Origin of the sequence: Vannielia litorea (genome assembly GCF_019801175.1) — a bacterium.
GTDB lineage: Bacteria > Pseudomonadota > Alphaproteobacteria > Rhodobacterales > Rhodobacteraceae > Vannielia > Vannielia litorea_B.
Map to the genome: position 1 here is coordinate 547660 of NZ_JAHVJR010000001.1, position 16899 is coordinate 564558.

General features: G+C 66.5%; 18 protein-coding genes. 8 read left to right on the plus strand and 10 right to left on the minus strand.

Annotated features, from left to right (window positions below; translation table 11 throughout):
* From paaK to paaG, 3 genes are read right to left on the minus strand one after another with little or no spacing between them, the layout of a single operon-like run.
* On the minus strand, nt 1-1302 hold the full coding sequence (gene paaK / locus KUV38_RS02710; RefSeq protein ID WP_222468576.1) for a phenylacetate--CoA ligase PaaK: 1302 nt from the start codon (nt 1300-1302) through the stop codon (nt 1-3).
* Complete coding sequence (gene paaI, locus KUV38_RS02715) at nt 1299-1736, minus strand: hydroxyphenylacetyl-CoA thioesterase PaaI (protein ID WP_222468577.1); 438 nt, start codon at nt 1734-1736, stop codon at nt 1299-1301. Before paaI ends, paaK begins: the two co-directional genes overlap by 4 nt.
* Nucleotides 1733-2515, minus strand: coding sequence for a 2-(1,2-epoxy-1,2-dihydrophenyl)acetyl-CoA isomerase PaaG (gene paaG, locus KUV38_RS02720; RefSeq protein ID WP_222468578.1), 783 nt, complete (start codon nt 2513-2515; stop codon nt 1733-1735). Before paaG ends, paaI begins: the two co-directional genes overlap by 4 nt.
* A 79-nt stretch (nt 2516-2594) precedes the next feature.
* Between paaG and paaZ the strand changes: the two genes are divergently transcribed.
* Both paaZ and KUV38_RS02730 read left to right on the plus strand, forming a co-directional pair.
* Nucleotides 2595-4616: a phenylacetic acid degradation bifunctional protein PaaZ gene (gene paaZ, locus KUV38_RS02725; protein ID WP_222468579.1), complete on the plus strand. Its 2022-nt coding sequence runs from the start codon at nt 2595-2597 to the stop codon at nt 4614-4616.
* A gap of 24 nt (nt 4617-4640) precedes the next feature.
* Complete coding sequence (locus tag KUV38_RS02730; RefSeq protein ID WP_222468580.1) at nt 4641-5393, plus strand: PaaX family transcriptional regulator C-terminal domain-containing protein; 753 nt, start codon at nt 4641-4643, stop codon at nt 5391-5393.
* A gap of 24 nt (nt 5394-5417) precedes the next feature.
* Here KUV38_RS02730 and KUV38_RS02735 read toward each other — a convergent pair whose 3' ends face one another.
* The 5 genes from KUV38_RS02735 to KUV38_RS02755 form a co-directional block, all read right to left on the minus strand.
* Nucleotides 5418-6275 carry a fumarylacetoacetate hydrolase family protein gene (locus tag KUV38_RS02735; RefSeq protein ID WP_222468581.1) on the minus strand — a complete coding sequence of 286 codons (858 nt, stop codon included), beginning with the start codon at nt 6273-6275 and terminating at the stop codon, nt 5418-5420.
* A 52-nt stretch (nt 6276-6327) separates the two neighbouring features.
* Complete coding sequence (locus KUV38_RS02740; RefSeq protein ID WP_315898589.1) at nt 6328-7782, minus strand: NAD-dependent succinate-semialdehyde dehydrogenase; 1455 nt, start codon at nt 7780-7782, stop codon at nt 6328-6330.
* Nucleotides 7783-7877: 95 nt separating this feature from the next.
* Nucleotides 7878-8858, minus strand: coding sequence for a 3,4-dihydroxyphenylacetate 2,3-dioxygenase (gene hpaD / locus KUV38_RS02745; protein WP_222468582.1), 981 nt, complete (start codon nt 8856-8858; stop codon nt 7878-7880).
* A gap of 39 nt (nt 8859-8897) precedes the next feature.
* Entirely contained in the window at nt 8898-10400 is a 1503-nt protein-coding gene (gene hpaE / locus KUV38_RS02750) for a 5-carboxymethyl-2-hydroxymuconate semialdehyde dehydrogenase (protein WP_222468583.1), read from the minus strand.
* Nucleotides 10397-10792, minus strand: coding sequence for a 5-carboxymethyl-2-hydroxymuconate Delta-isomerase (locus tag KUV38_RS02755; RefSeq protein ID WP_222468584.1), 396 nt, complete (start codon nt 10790-10792; stop codon nt 10397-10399). Before KUV38_RS02755 ends, hpaE begins: the two co-directional genes overlap by 4 nt.
* A gap of 183 nt (nt 10793-10975) precedes the next feature.
* Here KUV38_RS02755 and hpaR point away from each other — a divergent pair, with 183 nt between their 5' ends.
* From hpaR to KUV38_RS02775, 4 genes are all read left to right on the plus strand, one after another.
* On the plus strand, nt 10976-11398 hold the full coding sequence (hpaR, locus tag KUV38_RS02760; protein ID WP_222468585.1) for a homoprotocatechuate degradation operon regulator HpaR: 423 nt from the start codon (nt 10976-10978) through the stop codon (nt 11396-11398).
* Between the two features lie 159 nt (nt 11399-11557).
* A complete protein-coding gene (locus KUV38_RS02765) occupies nt 11558-12193 on the plus strand; it encodes an ATP-dependent Clp protease proteolytic subunit (protein WP_222468586.1) in 636 nt (211 codons plus the stop codon).
* Nucleotides 12194-12327: 134 nt separating this feature from the next.
* On the plus strand, nt 12328-13593 hold the full coding sequence (clpX, locus tag KUV38_RS02770; protein ID WP_222468587.1) for an ATP-dependent Clp protease ATP-binding subunit ClpX: 1266 nt from the start codon (nt 12328-12330) through the stop codon (nt 13591-13593).
* A 96-nt stretch (nt 13594-13689) separates the two neighbouring features.
* Nucleotides 13690-14070: a RidA family protein gene (locus KUV38_RS02775; RefSeq protein WP_222468588.1), complete on the plus strand. Its 381-nt coding sequence runs from the start codon at nt 13690-13692 to the stop codon at nt 14068-14070.
* A 90-nt stretch (nt 14071-14160) separates the two neighbouring features.
* Here KUV38_RS02775 and KUV38_RS02780 read toward each other — a convergent pair whose 3' ends face one another.
* Nucleotides 14161-14466, minus strand: coding sequence for a phosphoribosyl-ATP diphosphatase (locus KUV38_RS02780; protein ID WP_222468589.1), 306 nt, complete (start codon nt 14464-14466; stop codon nt 14161-14163).
* On the minus strand, nt 14463-15224 hold the full coding sequence (gene hisF, locus KUV38_RS02785; RefSeq protein WP_222468590.1) for an imidazole glycerol phosphate synthase subunit HisF: 762 nt from the start codon (nt 15222-15224) through the stop codon (nt 14463-14465). The genes KUV38_RS02780 and hisF overlap by 4 nt, the downstream gene beginning before the upstream one ends.
* Nucleotides 15225-15281: 57 nt before the next feature.
* Here hisF and KUV38_RS02790 point away from each other — a divergent pair, with 57 nt between their 5' ends.
* Together KUV38_RS02790 and KUV38_RS02795 are read left to right on the plus strand one after the other, a co-directional pair.
* Nucleotides 15282-16370, plus strand: coding sequence for a class I SAM-dependent RNA methyltransferase (locus KUV38_RS02790; protein ID WP_222468591.1), 1089 nt, complete (start codon nt 15282-15284; stop codon nt 16368-16370).
* 77 nt (nt 16371-16447) lie between these two features.
* Nucleotides 16448-16897, plus strand: a complete 450-nt coding sequence (locus KUV38_RS02795) for a DUF302 domain-containing protein (RefSeq protein ID WP_213548919.1) — start codon at nt 16448-16450, stop codon at nt 16895-16897.
* Nucleotides 16898-16899 lie beyond the last annotated feature (2 nt).

A 16899-nucleotide genomic window follows, 5' to 3' on the forward strand; every position in this document is an offset into this window, starting at 1 on the left:
TCAGCCTTTCGGGCGGTTGTCGACCACCCGCTGCGCTTTGCCCTGCGACCGGGCGACGCCCTCGGGGTCATGCACCTCGATCCGCGCGGTGATGCCGACGACCGATTTGATGTGATGCGCCAGTTCCTTGGCCGACGCCCCGGCGGACCCCGCCTCGCCCAAGTGCTCGCAATGGACGGTGAGCGCATCCATCCGGCCCTCGCGGGTCAGCTCGATCTGAAAGTGCGGGGCAAGGCCCTTGCACTTGAGCAGCTGCTCCTCAATCTGGGTCGGGAAGACGTTGACGCCGCGCAGGATGATCATGTCATCGCTGCGGCCCGTTACCTTCTCCATCCGCCGCATCGAGCGGGCGGTGCCGGGCAGCAGGCGGGTCAGGTCGCGGGTGCGGTAGCGGATGATCGGCATGCCCTCCTTGGTGAGCGTGGTGAAGACCAGCTCGCCCAGCTCGCCATCTTCCACCGGCGCGCCCGTCTCGGGGTTGATGATCTCGGGGTAGAAGTGATCCTCCCAGATGTGCAGCCCGTCCTTGGTTTCTACACATTCGTTCGCCACGCCGGGGCCGATGACCTCCGATAGCCCATAGATATCAACGGCATGCATGTTGAACGCCTGTTCAATTTCCTGCCGCATCGCGTTGGTCCAGGGTTCGGCGCCGAAGATGCCCACCTTCAGCGGGCTTTGCGCCGGGTCCAGCCCGGCGGCGCGGTACTGGTCGAGGATCGAGAGCATGTAGGAGGGGGTGACCATGATGACCGAGGGCCGGAAATCCTCGATCAGCGTCACCTGCCGCTCGGTCATGCCGCCCGAGACGGGGACCACGGTGCAGCCCAGCTTCTCGGCGCCGTAATGCGCACCCAGCCCACCGGTGAAGAGGCCATAGCCATAGGCAACATGAATGATATCGCCCGGCTTACCGCCACTGGCGCGGATCGAGCGGGCGACGACCGTCGCCCAAGTGTTGATATCGCGGGCGGTGTAGCCCACGACAGTGGGCTTGCCGGTGGTGCCGGAGGAGGCGTGGAGGCGCGAGATGCGCTCGCGCGGCACGGCGAAGAGGCCGAAGGGGTAATTGTCGCGCAGGTCGGATTTGACCGTGAAGGGGAATTTCGCGAGATCTTTCAGGCTCTTCAGGTCATCGGGGTGAACGCCCGCCGCATCGAACTTCGCCCGGTAGAACGGCACGTTCTCATAGGCATGGGCGAGCGACCATTTCAGGCGTTCCAATTGCAGCGCCTCGATCTCGTCGCGGGAGGCAACCTCGATGGGGTCGAGCGTATCGCGGGGCGGGGTCAGGTCGATCATGTGTCGGCTCCTTCGTCGAAGAGCGTGCCGGGGATGGCGCGGGAGAGGCCGCGGAACTGGGCGATCACGCGGCCCTCCTCGCCGGTGACGGTCACATCGGTGAGGCCGGTGCGGCCTTGCAGGGAGGTCTCATTGGCGGTGGCCGTGAGAGTCTCGCCCAAGCGGCCCGGGGCGAGGTAGGTGATCTGGTTCTGCTGGGCAACGGTGGACTGGTTGCGGCTGTTGCAGGCGAAGGCGAAGGCAGAATCGGCCAGCGCAAATATGATGCCGCCGTGGCAGGTGCCGTGGCCGTTGCAGTGGTGCGGCTCCACCTTGAGGGTGAGCGTGGCCGCGCCCTCGGTGATCGCGCCAAGCTCCATACCGAGCCACTTGGAGGCCGCATCCTGCGCCCACATCACGGCGGCGGATTGCGCGGCGCGCGCCTCGGGGGTCATGACTTTGCCCCGAAACTGGGCGCGCGTTTTTGCAGGAAGGCGGCGACGCCCTCGGCATAGTCCGGGTGCGCGCCGCAGAGCTTCTGGGTGGCGGCTTCAAGGTCGAGCTGCTCGTCCATCGTGTTGCCCGGCGCGGCGTGGAGGGCGGCCTTGATCTGGCCGAGGCCGTGGGTCGGGCCCTTGGAGAGCTTTTCGGCAAGGGCGCGGGCCTCGGGCATGAGGGCGTCATCGGGCAACGCCTTCCAGATCAGGCCCCAGTCGGCGGCTGTTTCGGCGGGCAGCGGCTCGGCTGTGAGGGCAAGCGCCTTGGCGCGGGCCATGCCGACGAGATGGGGGAGGGACCATGTGCCGCCGGAGTCGGGCACGAGGCCTATCTTGCCGAAACTCTGGATGAACTTGGCGCTGTGGGCGGCCAGCACGATATCGCAGGCCAGCGCCACGTTGGCCCCGGCGCCCGCCGCCACGCCGTTGACGGCGCAGATCACCGGGCAGGGCAGGGCGCGGATCTGGCGGACTAGCGGGTTGTAGAACTTGGTGAGGGTCTGGGAAAGGTCGGGCGTGCCCTCCATCTTCGCAGGGTCGCGGTCTCCAAGGTCTTGCCCGGCGCAAAAGCCGCGGCCTGCGCCGGTGAGCAGCACCGCGCGGGCCTCCGCCGCGCCGTCCAGAGCGGCCCGCAATGCCAGATGCATCTCTTCATTGAAACTGTTGAGTTTTTCCGGCCGGTTGAGGGTGATCTCCACCCAGTCGCCGTGAGACTCCACCCGTATCGTTTCGCTCATTTTGCAGTCCTCCCGGCGGAATCGTTTGCATAAACCGTCCGGTTGGTCAATTAATTCTCGCAACAGGGAGGATTTCAGCATGATCGAAGTTGGCAGCTATGTGGGCGGCGCGTGGATGGCCCCCGGCGCGGGCGCGCGGGACATCTTTGACGCGATCACCGGAGAGCGTATCGCGCGGGCAGGCAATGCGGCGCTGGATGCGGGCGCGATGCTCGACCACGGTCGCAACGTGGGCGGGCCGGTGCTGCGGGCGATGGGCTTCAAGGCGCGAGCGAAGATGCTGAAGGCGCTGGCGCTGCATCTGTCGGGCCAGAAGGAGGCGCTCTACGAGCTGAGCTACACAACCGGCGGCACCGCCGTGGACCACATGATCGACGTGGATGGTGGCATCGGCACGCTTTTCGTTTACGCCTCGAAAGGGGTAAAGGAGCTGCCCGAGGAAGGGCCGCTGCTGGACGGGGAGGTAGAGTTTTTCGGCAAAGCGGGCACATTTGGCGGGCGGCATATTTGCGTGCCGCTTCAGGGAGTTGCGGTGCATATCAATGCCTTCAATTTCCCGGTCTGGGGCATGCTCGAAAAGCTCGCACCCTGCCTGCTGGCGGGCATGCCGGCTGTGGTCAAACCGGCCACGGCAACCGCCCATGTGACCGAGGCCTGCGTGCGGATAATGCTGGAGAGCGGTGTGCTGCCCGAGGGCGCGGTGCAACTGGTGACGGGGGGCCTCGGCGATACGCTTGACCGGCTCGGCCCGCAAGATGTGGTGACCTTCACCGGCTCCGCCGACACCGCGCTGAAACTGCGCGGCACCCCCGCGATCCTGCGCAATTCGGTGCGATTCACGGCAGAGCAGGACAGCCTCAACGCCTCGATCCTCGGGCCGGACGCGGGGCCGGACAGCCCCGAGTTCGACCTCTTCGTGAAAGAGGTCCACCGCGAGATGACCGCAAAGGCGGGGCAGAAATGCACCGCGATCCGCCGCATCCTCGTGCCCGAGGCGCGGGTGGACGCGGTGATCGAGGCAATCTCGGCGCGGCTGGCCAAAACCATGGTCGGCGATCCGCGCGAGGAGGGCGTGCGGATGGGTGCGCTGGTGAGCGCGGGGCAGGCGGCGGATGTGCTTGAAAAGGCGGCGATTATCGGCACGGAGGCAGAGCTGGTTTACGGCGGCATGGGGGGCTTCACGCCGGCCGGCGAGCGGGCCACGGGCGGAGCCTTCGTGGCGCCGCATCTCTTCCGCGCCGACCCGGATGCGGTCAGCCGCGTGCATGACACCGAAGCTTTCGGGCCGGTCAGCACGGTGATGGGCTACCGCGACATGGCCCACGCCTGCGAGATCGCGGCGCGCGGCGAGGGCTCGCTGGTCGCCTCGGTCATCACCCATGATCCGGCGGTGGCGCAGCAGGCGGTGATGGGCCTCGCGGCCTGGCACGGGCGGGTTTACCTGAATGACCGGGTGTCGATGAAGGAGAGCACCGGCCACGGCGCGCCGATGCCGCATATGGTCCACGGCGGGCCGGGCCGCGCAGGCGGCGGCGAGGAGTTGGGCGGCATCCGGGCGGTGAAACATTACATGCAGCGCACCGCGGTGCAGGGGTCGCCCGAAATGCTGCGCGCGGTGAGCGGCGTGCAGGTGAAGGGGGCGCCTGAGGTGCCGAGCGAGGGCCATCCGTTCCGCCGGCGGTTCGATGAACTGGAGGTCGGTCAGGTTCTGGAAACCGAGGCCCGCGAAATCACCCTAGAAGATATCGAACATTTCGCCGAGTTCACCGGCGATACCTTCTACGCCCATATGGATGAGGAGGCCGCCGCGCGGAACCCCTTCTTCCCCGGGCGCGTAGCCCATGGATACTTGCTCCTGAGCTTTGCTGCCGGGCTGTTCGTGGACCCAGAGGAGGGGCCGGTGCTGGCCAATACCGGGCTCGAGCGGCTTGCATTTATGCAACCTGTGGTGCCGGGAGACAGCATACGCGTCCGGCTCACCGTGGCGGCCAAGAAGCGGCGCACCGCGGAGCATGGCGAGGTGCGTTGGGCGGTGGAGATCCTGCAGCAGGAGGGCGCAACGGTGGCCGAATACGAGCTGCTGACGATGGTGGCGGGGTGAGCGGCGCGGCGCTATGCTGCCCGCATGAGCGCCGCCCCCGAAGCCACTGACCTATCGCCCGAATTCCTCGCGGCCGCCGCGCCGCTGAGGCCCGGCGAGCACCGGGTGTGGTCGCTCATCGTCACCGTCTTCGGTGATCTGGCCCGCGCCGAGGGCGCCGAGATCGAGGGCGCGGCGCTGGGTCGGATCATGGCGGCAATGGCGGTGAAGCCCGAGGCGATGCGCGTGGCCTTGCACCGGCTGCGCAAGGAAGGCTGGATCGAGAGCCGCAAGGCCGGGCGGGGCGCGGTGCATCGGCTGACCGAGGCCGGGAGGGCCGGGTCGGAGGCCGCTGCGCCGAGGATCTATGCCGCCCGCGCCGAGGGGCCCGAGCAGTGGTTTCTGGCGCTCTCGGAGGGGCCGGCAGAGGCCGGGCCGGGCGAGGTTCAGCTCACCACCAGTGCCGTTCTGTCGCCCGCGCCAAGGTCGGATTGCGCCGCCGGGCGGGTCGATGCCTTGCCGGGCTGGGTGCAGGCAAGGCTCTGTTCTGAAGAGCTTTTTACCGAGGCCGCGCGGCTGGAGCAGGCGCTGGCCGCCGTGCGCGTGCCCGAGGGTCTGGCGCCGCTGGAAGTGGCCGCGCTGCGGGCGCTGGTGGTGCATTCGTGGCGGCGGGTGGTGCTGAAGGCGCCGCAGGTGCCGCCACGCTTCATGCCCGACGGATGGGCCGGCGAGCGCTGCCGGAGCCTTGTGGTGAGCCTGCTGGCGGCCTTGCCGAGGCCGGAGGTTGGCGACGTTTAGGGAAGGGTGGGCAGATTGCCCGACCTAAGCGTCGTGCACCTCGTTGCGCAGAGTGCCGAGGCCGGGGCTGGTGACCTCGACCACATCTCCGGGCTTCAGGAACTTCGGCGGATCGAACCGCGCACCCGCGCCGGTCGGGGTGCCGCTGACGATGATGTCGCCCGGCACCAGCGTGGTGAAGGTGCTGATGTAGGCGATCTGGTAGGCGACCGGGAAGATCATCCGCGCCGTGTTGTCCTGCTGGCGCAGCTCGCCGTTCACGCGGGTCTCAATATCGGCTTCGGTGATCTGGGCGTCATCGGTGAAGGGCACCAGCCAGGGGCCCATTGCACCGGAACTGTCCCAGTTCTTGCCCTGTGTGACATTGAACTTGGCGTGGCGCACCCAGTCGCGCAGGGTACCTTCGTTGCAAAGCGTCAGGGCGGCGATGTGGTTCAGTGCATCTTCCTGCGCGATCCGGCGGCCCCCCTTGCCGATCACCACGGCGATCTCGCCTTCGTAATCCAACTGGGGTGTTTCCGGCGGACGGATCAGCGGTTGCCCGTGGCCGGTGAAGCTGCGCGGGAAGCGGATGAAGAGCGAGGGCTTGGGCGGGGCCTCCTTGCCGTCTTTATACTCGGCGTTCCGGTCGGGAAAGTTGACGCCAACGCAGATGATCTTCTCGGGCGAAGGGATTGGAATCTGGTACGAAAACTCGCCCGGCCCGTGGGTCACCGGCCCCGCCTCCGCCGCCATCTTCTCCAGCGCGCCCGCCTCGATCACCTCCCGAAGGGTCGGGTAGGCGACGTGATGCGGGGAGAGGGCGGTGAAGCCCTCGTCGCTGATGGTGCCCCAGAGGGTGTCTCCGGTGGCGTGGCAGGTCACGGTGGCGAGGCGGGTCATGCGGGCTCCTTTGTGGGGTGGGCGGTGATTTCACCCACCCGACAGATCGGTTTCAGACGTCCATGCAGAGGTATTTCAGCTCCATGAACTCCTCCATGCCGTGGGACGAGCCCTCGCGGCCAAGGCCGGAGTGCTTGACCCCGCCGAAGGGGGCGACGGCGGTGGAGATGAGGCCGGTGTTGATGCCGACCATGCCGTAATCCAGCGCCTCGGAGACGCGCCAGACGCGGGAGAGGTCGCGGGCGTAGAAGTAGCTCGCAAGGCCGAACTCGGTGGCATTGGCGGCCTCAACAGCCTCCTCCTCGGTCTCGAACTTGAAGAGGGGGGCGACGGGGCCGAAGGTCTCTTCGGTGGTGACCTTCATCGAGGTGTCGACGCCGGTCAGCACGGTGGGCTGCCAGAAGGTGCCGCCCTTTTCATGCGCCTCGCCGCCAAGGATGACCTTGGCGCCTTTCGACTTGGCGTCTTCCACGTGGTCGCGGACCTTCTCCAGCCCCGCCTCGTCGATCAGGGGGCCGAAGTTGACGCCCTCGTCGAAGCCGTCGCCGGTTTTCATCTTGCTGACTTTCTTGGCCAGCTTCTCGGCGAATTCGTCATAGACGCCGGATTGCACGTAGATCCGGTTGGCGCAGACGCAGGTCTGGCCGTTGTTGCGGAACTTGGCGATCACCGCGCCTTCAACGGCGGCATCCACATCGGCATCGTCGAACACGAGGAAGGGCGCATTGCCGCCGAGTTCCAGCCCGAGTTTCTTGATGGTCGGCGCGCATTGCTCGTAGAGCTTGGCGCCCACTTCTGTCGAGCCGGTGAAGGTGAGGGCGCGGACGGTTTGCGAGGCGGTCATGGCGCCGCCGATGGCCGAAGCCGAGCCTGTGAGGATGGAGAAAAGCTCCAGTGGGAGGCCCGCGCGCTCGGCCAGAACGCCGAGGGCGATGGCGGAGAAGGGGGTCTGCGATGCGGGCTTGAGCACCATCGCGCAGCCCGCGCCAAGCGCCGGGCCGGCCTTGCGGGTGATCATCGCGTTGGGGAAGTTCCACGGAGTGATCGCCGCCACCACGCCCACCGGCTGTTTCAGCACCACGATGCGCTTGTCGGGCTGGTGGCCGGGGATCACCTCGCCATTGGCTCGGCGGCATTCTTCGGCGAACCACTTGATGAAGCTGGCGCCATAGGCAACCTCGCCCTTGGCCTCGGCCAACGGTTTGCCCTGTTCGGCGGTCATGATGGCGCCGAGGTCGTCCTGCGCGGCCATCATCAGGTCGTGCCACTTCATCAGCACGTTGGCGCGGTCTTCCGCAGTACGGGCGGCCCAGGGCTTTTGCGCGATGCGGGCGGCCTCGATGGCCTTGTCGGTTTCCTTCGCGCCGAGCTTGGGCACGCGGCCGATCACCTCGCCGGTGGAGGGGTTGGTCACCTCGATGGCATCCGCGCCCGCAGGCACCCATTTGCCCGCAACGAGGCAGGCCTCTTTCAGCAGCTCGGGGTCGTTCAGCGTTGGCATCGGCATGGTCGGTCCTCCGTGTTGTCCGTTGGGGCGGACTGTAGTGCCTTGGTGCAGGGCGGCAATCCCCACGCCCCGCGACGGCGACAATCCCCGCGGTCTTACGGAGCGACGATGGGTTGTGCGGCGAGAGTGGCCGGAACCGGCTCTGCGCCCTCGAAGAGCGAGCCTTCCTCGAACCAGCTTTTCGGCGCCGGTGCGCCCCAGAGTGTCTGGCGCTGGGGGTCTTTGAGATCCCATTTGATCGGCTCAAGGTCGGGGTCCACCGTCTGGTAATCGGAGCAGTAAATCTCGATCCGGTGGCCATCGGGGTCGCGGATATAGAGGAAGAAGGCGTTGGAGATGCCGTGGCGGCCCGGGCCGCGCTCGATGTTCTTCACCCAGCCGGTGGTGGCCATCAGGTCGAGCAGGTCGATGATGTTGAGCGGGGTCGGCACCCAGAAGGCGGTGTGGTGCAGGCGCGGGCCGGTGCCGTTGGTGAAGGCCATGTCATGCACGCCGCCCTTGCGGTGACACCACGCGGCCCATAGGCGGCCGGTCTCTTCATCCTCGGTGTATTCGGTCACCCGGAAGCCCAGCTCGCTGTAGAAGGCCACAGAGGCATCCACATCCGGCGAGAAGCAGTTGAAGTGGTCGATCCGCAGCGGTTTGACCCCGTGGTAGAGCTTGTACTGCTGGTGGATCGGGGGGAGCCGGTCCATCCGGGCGTAGAACTCCAGTGGAATCCCGTGCGGGTCGCGAGTGCGGAAGGTGCGCGACTGGTAGGGGCGCGCGACCCACTCGGTCGCATGGCCCTTCTCGCGGAAGAAATGCTCGGCGCGGTCGAGGTGCTCGTCATCGAAGACCTTGAACGACAGGTCGCGGGCACGCGGATCGGTGCCCTTTTTCAGCACGATGCAATGGTGGCCGCGCTCTTCCATCGCCCTGAGGTAGATGGTTTCGGCGTCCTCGTCGGTGACCTGAAGGCCGAGCGTGTCCACGTAGAAGGCGCGGCTCTTGGCGAGGTCTGTCACGACCAGCTCGACATGGCTGAGCCGCAGGATGTTGAAGGCGGGCGAAAGATTGGGTGCGGGAATGGGCATTGCGGGTCTCCTCCCAGAGGGCGCGTTTCCGGGGTGTCGTCAGGCGCCGAGGCGCGGGATCTTGTGGGTGCCGATGGCGAAGCCGATGTGCTTTTGTTCCATGTAGAACTCGAAGGACCAGTCGCCGCCGTCGCGGCCGATGCCGCTGGCCTTCACCCCGCCGAATGGCGTGGGCAGGTGGCGGACGTTCTCGGAATTCACCCAGATCATCCCGGCCTCCAGCCCGCCGGTGAAGCGCATGGCGCGGGTGATGTCCTGCGTCCAGACATAGGCGGTGAGGCCATAGGGGATGTCATTGGCGATCTGGAGCGCCTCGGCCTCGTCCTTGAAGCGGATGGCGGTGAGCACGGGGCCGAAAATCTCTTCCTGCGCGATGGCCATCTGGTTGCTGGCCCCGGTGAAGAAGGTCGGGTTCACGAAGTGGCCGGGGCCTTCGGGACAGGTGCCTCCGGCGCTGATGGTCGCTCCCTCGGATTTGGCCTTGTCGAAGTAGCTGGTGACCTTCTTCCAGTGGGTTTCGTGGATCAGCGGGCCGATCTCGGTTTGCGGATCGAGCGGGTTGCCGACGCGGATGTTGGAAACGCGGGCGGCAAGGTCGGCCTCGAACTTTTCGGCAATCGTGTCCTGCACCAGCAGGCGCGACGACGAGGTGCAGCGCTCGCCGTTCAGTGAGTAGAGCATGAAGATCGCGGCATCGAGCGCGCGGGGCAGGTCGGCGTCGTCGAACACCACCACCGGGTTCTTGCCGCCCAGTTCGAAGTGGACGCGCTTCAGCGTGGGCGCGCCCTGGGCTTGGATCATCGAGCCGGTTTTCGACTCACCCACAAAGGCGATGGCCTTGATGGCGGGGTGCTCGGTGAGCGCTTTGCCGGCCTCTTCGCCAAAGCCGTTGACCATGTTCCAGACGCCCGGCGGCAGGCCTGCCTCTTCGGCGATCTCGATTAGCAGGCGCGCGGTGACGGGCGAAAATTCGGCCGGTTTGTGAACCACGGTGCAGCCTGCGGCGAGGGCAGGGGCGATCTTCCATGTCGAGAGCATGAAGGGCGTGTTCCACGGGGTGATCACGCCCACCGGGCCGATCGGCACGCGGGTGGTGACATTCATCAGCGTCGGCGAGGGCAGGTGCTGGCCGTCGCGCGCGGCAGGGGCACGGTCTGCAAAGAAGCGGAAGTTCTCGGCCCCGCGCAGCGCCGCCTTGGCCATGAAGCGGATCGGCTGGCCGGTGTCCCAGGCCTCGCAAAGCGCGATCTTCTCGGCATTGGCCTCGATGGCATCGGCCACGGCGTGCAGCAGCTTTTTGCGGGCGGTGCCGGACATGTCGCGCCATGCCGGAAAGGCGTCTTTGGCGGCCTGCGCGGCGGCGTCGATGTCAGACGCGGTGCCACGGGCGACCTCGCAGATCACGCTGTCATCCACCGGTGAGTGGTTGGTGAAGGTGGCCCCGGTCACATCTCGCCCGCCGATGCGGTGGGCGATGCCGGTCTCGCGCAGGGCGGCGAGGTGGTGGGCGAGCTTGGCGGTGTTGCTGGCGAGGTCGGTCATTTGGCCTCCTTGGCGGCGAGATGGTCGCGCACGGTGTTGAGCTTGGGCGAGAGGGCCGGGTCGATATCCCGCATCTCCAGGGAGAGCATGACGGGCTGGCTTTCGATCACCGGTGCGAGAAATTTGCGGGCGGCCTCGAACACATGCGCTGTGGCGGCCTCCTTGGCGTCCTGCGGGCGGCCGCCGCGCAGGCGGATCGAGATGTCGACGAAGATGTTGGCCGCGTCACCATCGGCGATTGAGTAGTGGTCGCAGCGGGCAGCCCGCACCCGGATGCCCGCGAGCGGGAAAATACCCGTTTCCAACCCGGCAACACGCAGCGCCTCGCAGAGCGCGGACACATCGGCGTGGCGCTCGAGGTTGGCGGAATATTCGACGCGGATATGGGGCAAGCTGTCCTCCCGAAACTTTTTAACTCGTTAAGTAACGCCGGCGGGCGTGTCAAGTTTTATTGGCGCGCCCGGTGTGACCTGCCGATAAGTCTGCTTGATGCACCGTCCTGCGTAAGTCATACATATCATATGCCTAACGATGGTCCGAAGTCTTCTGGAGGGACTCGGGAGGGGGCGGGTTCAATGCGCCATACGTCCCGGTCCCTGCCAATTGCCCTGCTGCGCGCGCGGGAGGCCGTGATGGCCCCGCTCCGGGGCATGCTGGCCTCGACCGGGGTGACCGAGCAGCAATGGCGGGTGCTCCGCGTGCTCGACGAGAATCGCACGATGGAGCCCAAAGAGCTGGCACATCAGGCCTGCCTTCTGCTCCCAAGCCTCACCCGGATCATGCAATCTCTGGAAGAACGCGGGCTGATCACCCGCGCCAAAGACCCCTCTGACGGGCGCAAGCTGCAACTGGCGATCACCGATGAGGGCCGCGCGCTGATTGCCCGCCACATGGGCGAGAGCAACCGGATATTCGCCGAACTCGACGCCGCCTTCGGGCGCGAGCGGGTGGATGCCCTGCTGGACCTGCTGAACGAGCTGGCCGAGCAGAAGAGTTGAAGCCTTTGCGGCAACGGGCGCCGCTGTCTCAACCAATTGTTCACGGTTATGGGGTCTTTGGGCGGGGTGCACTTGCAGCCCCCCCATGCCAGCACTAAGACAAGGGGCAGACAACCACGGCCCCGCCGAGCGGGGGCCCAAGATGCCGAGGCCCGAGTCATGAACGATCCCGTTGAAACCTACATGAACCTTGTCCCCATGGTGGTGGAGCAGACCAGCCGTGGCGAGCGGGCCTATGATATCTTCTCCCGCCTGCTGAAAGAGCGGATCGTCTTCGTGAACGGTCCGGTGCATGACGGCATGAGCCAGCTCGTGGTGGCGCAGCTGCTGCACCTCGAGGCGGAGAACCCGAAAAAAGAGATCTCGATGTACATCAACAGCCCCGGCGGCGTGGTGACTTCGGGCCTCTCGATCTACGACACGATGCAGTACATCCGCCCCAAGGTGAGCACTCTGGTCATCGGCCAGGCCGCCTCGATGGGCTCGCTGCTGCTGACGGCGGGCGAGGCGGGCATGCGCTTTTCGCTGCCCAACAGCCGCATCATGGTGCACCAGCCCTCCGGTGGCTACCAGGGCCAGGCGACGGATATCATGATCCACGCGCAGGAAACCCAGAAGCTGAAAGACCGGCTTAACCAGATCTATGTTAGGCACACCGGCCAGACCCTGAAAAAGGTCGAGGCCGCGCTGGAGCGTGACAACTTCATGAGCCCCGAAGAAGCCAAGGACTGGGGCCTGATCGACGAGATCGTGGAGAACCGCGACAAGGGCGGCGACGACAGCGGCAGCAAGTAAGCTGCGGCAAAGCATGCGTCGTTCACTTTAATTTGGCGTTGTGTCCCGTTGGGTGCTGCCCTAGGATTCTCCAAATCCGGGGCGCATACGGGGCAGAACGCAAGAAACGGGCAGAGCAGCCCGAGGGGTTATGAATGGCGACGAATTCAGGTGGTGACAGCAAGAACACGCTCTACTGCTCTTTCTGCGGAAAGAGCCAGCATGAGGTGCGCAAGCTGATTGCAGGGCCAACCGTGTTCATCTGTGATGAATGCGTCGAGCTCTGCATGGACATCATCCGCGAAGAGACCAAGAGCTCCGGCCTCAAATCCTCCGACGGCGTGCCCACGCCCAAGGAGATTTGCGAAGTTCTCGATGATTACGTGATCGGCCAGTTCCACGCCAAGCGCGTGCTCTCCGTGGCGGTGCACAACCACTACAAGCGGCTCAACCACGCCGGCAAGACCGGCGATATCGAGCTGGCCAAATCCAACATTCTGCTGATCGGCCCGACGGGCTGCGGCAAGACCCTGCTGGCGCAGACGCTGGCGCGCATCCTCGATGTGCCCTTCACCATGGCCGATGCCACCACGCTGACCGAGGCCGGTTACGTGGGCGAGGACGTGGAGAACATCATCCTCAAGCTGCTGCAGGCCTCCGAGTATAACGTGGAGCGGGCGCAGCGCGGCATCGTCTACATCGACGAGGTCGACAAGATTACCCGCAAGTCCGACAATCCCTCGATCACCCGCGACGTGTCGGGCGAAGGCGTGCAGCAGGCGCTGCTGAAGATCATGGAGGGCACCGTGGCCTCCGTGCCGCCGCAGGGCGGGCGCAAGCATCCACAGCAGGAGTTCCTGCAGGTCGACACCACGAACATCCTGTTCATCTGTGGCGGCGCCTTCGCGGGGCTCGACAAGATCATCAGCCAGCGCGGCAAGGGTTCGGCCATCGGCTTTGGCGCCGATGTGAAGGACAACGACAGCCGCGGCATCGGTGAGATCTTCACCCAGCTGGAGCCGGAAGACCTGCTGAAGTTCGGCCTGATCCCCGAATTCGTCGGCCGCCTGCCGGTGCTCGCCACGCTCGAAGACCTGGACGAAGACGCGCTGGTCACCATCCTCACCGAGCCCAAGAACGCACTGGTGAAGCAGTACCAGCGCCTGTTCGAGTTGGAAGACACCGAGCTGACCTTTACCGACGACGCGCTCCGCGCCATCGCCAAACGCGCCATCGAGCGCAAGACCGGCGCGCGTGGCCTGCGCTCGATCATGGAAGACATCCTGCTCGACACCATGTTCGACCTGCCCGGCATGAGCGAAGTGGACGAGGTGGTGGTGAACGAGGAGGCCGTAACCTCCGACGCCCAGCCGCTCTTCATCTACTCCGAAGACAGCAAGGCAGAGAACGCCTCGGCCTGAATCACGGTGGGTTCACCCACTTCACAGGGCCTCGCGGGAGCGGGGCCTTTCTTTTTTGGTGCGCCATGAAGGCGCGCCCCACACATGGAGAAAGCGATGAAACGGACCCTGATCAGCTCGGGCGGGCCTTTTGAGGAGAAGATCGGCTACAGCCGCGCCGTGGTTTGCGACGGCTGGGTCTTCGTGGCGGGCAGCACCGGGGCGGACCCGGAGACGGGCGAGATGCCGGAGGGCGTGGTGGAGCAGTGCCGGAACACGCTGGAAACCATCCGCCGCGCGCTGGAGCAGGCGGGCGCCTCGCTGGATGACGTGGTGCGGGTGAACTACGTTCTGCCGGTCGCTGCAGATTTCGAGCCCTGCTGGCCGGTGCTGGCTGAAGCCTTCGGCAAGGCCCGGCCCGCGGCGATGATGATCGAGGCGGGGCTGATCAGCCCGGCGATGAAGATCGAGATCGAGGTGACGGCGCGTCTGCCTTGAGCGTGGTGTTTGGCTGAGCCGTAGAGCCGGGGGGGGCGCTGCCCCCACACCCCCGGGATTTTCAGAGGACCAATGAGGGGCGGGCGGGGCCTAACGAGAGGCCTTTTCCGAGATGCCCGATTGGTTCTGGCGTGAGGCGAGTTCGGCTTCGATGTCGGCCAGGGTCACGCCGCGGGCGGCGCACATCACCAGCAGGTGGTAGAGTGCATCGGCGGCCTCGGCGGTGAGCTTGGCGCGGTCGCCCTTTACCGCTTCGATAATTGCTTCGACAGCTTCCTCGCCGAACTTCTCGGCGCACTTCTCCGGGCCTTTCGCCAGCAGCTTCGCCGTCCAACTCGACTCGGGGTCAGCGGATTTGCGGGCTTCGATGGTCGCGGCGAGATCGGACAGGCTCATGTCATCCTCACGGGAATGCCGGCGGCGGCCATGTGCGTCTTGGCCTCGCCGATGGTGTAGGTGCCGAAGTGGAAGATCGAGGCGGCGAGCACGGCAGAGGCATGGCCCTCGGTGACCCCCTCGACGAGGTGATCGAGCGTGCCGACGCCCCCCGAGGCGATCACCGGCACCGGCACCGCATCGGCGATGGCGCGGGTGAGCGGCAGGTTGAAGCCCGCCTTGGTGCCATCCCGGTCCATCGAGGTCAGCAGGATCTCGCCGGCGCCCTTCTCGGCGATCATCACGGCGAATTCCACCGCATCGATGCCGGTGGGGCGGCGGCCGCCGTGGGTGAAAATCTCCCACCGGCCCGGCTCTACCGTTTTTGCATCAATCGCGCAGACGATGCATTGCGAGCCAAAACGCATGGCGGCCTCGGTGATCACATCCGGGTCGGCCACTGCGGCGGAATTGAAGCTCACCTTGTCGGCCCCCGAGAGCAGCAGCTTGCGCACATCCTCATGGGTCCGCACGCCGCCGCCGATGGTGAGCGGCATGAAGCACTGCTCGGCGGTCCGCGTCGCCAGATCATACATGGTGCCGCGGTTCTCATGGGTGGCGTGGATGTCGAGAAAGCAGAGCTCATCGGCGCCTGCGGCATCGTAGGCGCGGGCCGATTCCACCGGGTCGCCGGCATCCACGAGGTCGACGAAGTTGACGCCCTTGACCACGCGGCCATCGGCCACGTCGAGGCAGGGGATGATGCGGGTCTTCAGCATGGGGCTGCGATATCCGGTTTTGCTGGCGGAGGGAAGCGCGGGGCGGTAGCTGGGGGCATGGAAAAACTGGAGATCTTCCTGGTGGTCGCGCCGGGGCTGGAGGAGGTGGCCGCCGCAGAGGCCCGGGAGCAGGGCTTCGCCAAGGCCCGCGTGGTGCCGGGCGGCGTGGCCTGCCGGGGCGCGTGGTCCGAGGTCTGGCGCGCCAACCTTGTGCTGCGGGTGCCGGGGCGGGTGCTGGTGCGGCTGGCCAGCTTTCGGGCCATGAGCTTTCGGGCGCTGGAAACCGGGCTGGATGCGGTGGATTGGCCCTCGGTGCTCGCGCCGGGCCAATCTGTGCGGGCAGAGGCGGCGACCAAGCACTCCAAGCTCTACCACGCGGGTGCGGTGAAAGGCCGGCTGGAGCAGGCGCTCGGCCGCGCGGGGGCGGTGGTGGACCCGGAAGGCCTGCGGGTGCTGGTGCGGATTGAGCAGAACACCTGCGTAGTGAGCGTGGACAGTTCGGGCGAGGCGCTGCACCGTCGCGGCTTCAAGCAGGCGGTGAATGCCGCCCCGATGCGCGAGACGATGGCAGCGGGCTTTCTGCGAGCCGCCGGATACGCGGGCCGCGAGCCGGTACTGGACCCGATGTGCGGCTCGGGCACCTTCTGCATCGAGGCGGCGGAAATCGCCGCCGGGCTGGCGCCAGGACGGGGCAGGGGCTTTGCTTTCGAGCAGTTCCCGGGCTTCGACGCCGAGGGTTTTGCCGCGCTGAAGGCACGGGCGCCGGTGGCGCGGGGCGAGGGGCCGGTGATGGGCTCGGACCGGGACGCAGGCGCGGTGCGGATGAGCCGGGAGAACGCCGCGCGGGCCGGGGTGGCCAGCCACTTCGAGGAGGCCTCGGTGAGCGCACTTGAGCGGCCAGATTGCGCCCCGGGGCTGGTGATCTGCAACCCGCCCTACGGCAGCAGGATCGGCAACAAGGGGCCGCTCTTCGGGCTCTACGGCAGCTTCGGCAAGGTGATGAAAGAGCGCTTCGAGGGCTGGCGCGTCGCGATGGTTACCTCCGACGAGAAGCTGGCACGCGCCACCGGCCTGCCGTGGGAGCCGCCCGGCCCGCATGTGGCGCATGGCGGGCTGAAGGTGCGGCTCTGGCTGGCGCAGATGTGATGCGGCGTTCATGGACCCGTGGAACGGGGCAGGCATTCTGCGGTTGAGCTTGCATGTTCCAACCCGGAGAGACTGCCATGAAACACGCGATTGCCGCCCTTGCCCTGACCCTTGCCGCCACGCCCGCGCTGGCGGATGACGACATCATCAACGTGGAGGCGACCGGCAGCGTGGCCGAGGTGGCCGACCGGCTTGTCGCCGCGATCGAGGGTGCGGGAGCCACGGTATTTGCCCGTGTCGACCATGCAGGCGGCGCCGAGAGTGCGGGCATGGAGCTGGCGCCGATGGAGCTTGTGATCTTCGGCAACCCCACGCTGGGCACGCCCGCGATCCAGTCCTCGCCGATGGCCGGGCTGGTGCTGCCGATGAAGGTGCTGGTCTGGGAGGACGCGCAGGGCGCGGTAAAACTCTCATACGAAGACCCCGAGGAGATGCTGGACGAGGTCGGCGTGGACGATGACCTCGAGGTGATCGTCCAGATGGAAGGCGCGCTCAAAAAGCTCACCGGCGCGGCGGCGGGCGGCTGAAC

Bases quoted from the DNA above. Each gene is read 5' to 3' on its own strand.
- paaK (WP_222468576.1), bottom strand. From the start codon at position 1,302: ATGATCGACCTGACCCCGCCCCGCGATACGCTCGACCCCATCGAGGTT.
- paaI (WP_222468577.1), bottom strand. From the start codon at position 1,736: ATGACCCCCGAGGCGCGCGCCGCGCAATCCGCCGCCGTGATGTGGGCG.
- paaG (WP_222468578.1), bottom strand. From the start codon at position 2,515: ATGAGCGAAACGATACGGGTGGAGTCTCACGGCGACTGGGTGGAGATC.
- paaZ (WP_222468579.1), top strand. From the start codon at position 2,595: ATGATCGAAGTTGGCAGCTATGTGGGCGGCGCGTGGATGGCCCCCGGC.
- KUV38_RS02730 (WP_222468580.1), top strand. From the start codon at position 4,641: ATGAGCGCCGCCCCCGAAGCCACTGACCTATCGCCCGAATTCCTCGCG.
- KUV38_RS02735 (WP_222468581.1), bottom strand. From the start codon at position 6,275: ATGACCCGCCTCGCCACCGTGACCTGCCACGCCACCGGAGACACCCTC.
- KUV38_RS02740 (WP_315898589.1), bottom strand. From the start codon at position 7,782: ATGCCGATGCCAACGCTGAACGACCCCGAGCTGCTGAAAGAGGCCTGC.
- hpaD (WP_222468582.1), bottom strand. From the start codon at position 8,858: ATGCCCATTCCCGCACCCAATCTTTCGCCCGCCTTCAACATCCTGCGG.
- hpaE (WP_222468583.1), bottom strand. From the start codon at position 10,400: ATGACCGACCTCGCCAGCAACACCGCCAAGCTCGCCCACCACCTCGCC.
- hpaR (WP_222468585.1), top strand. From the start codon at position 10,976: ATGCGCCATACGTCCCGGTCCCTGCCAATTGCCCTGCTGCGCGCGCGG.
- KUV38_RS02765 (WP_222468586.1), top strand. From the start codon at position 11,558: ATGAACGATCCCGTTGAAACCTACATGAACCTTGTCCCCATGGTGGTG.
- clpX (WP_222468587.1), top strand. From the start codon at position 12,328: ATGGCGACGAATTCAGGTGGTGACAGCAAGAACACGCTCTACTGCTCT.
- KUV38_RS02775 (WP_222468588.1), top strand. From the start codon at position 13,690: ATGAAACGGACCCTGATCAGCTCGGGCGGGCCTTTTGAGGAGAAGATC.
- KUV38_RS02780 (WP_222468589.1), bottom strand. From the start codon at position 14,466: ATGAGCCTGTCCGATCTCGCCGCGACCATCGAAGCCCGCAAATCCGCT.
- hisF (WP_222468590.1), bottom strand. From the start codon at position 15,224: ATGCTGAAGACCCGCATCATCCCCTGCCTCGACGTGGCCGATGGCCGC.
- KUV38_RS02790 (WP_222468591.1), top strand. From the start codon at position 15,282: ATGGAAAAACTGGAGATCTTCCTGGTGGTCGCGCCGGGGCTGGAGGAG.
- KUV38_RS02795 (WP_213548919.1), top strand. From the start codon at position 16,448: ATGAAACACGCGATTGCCGCCCTTGCCCTGACCCTTGCCGCCACGCCC.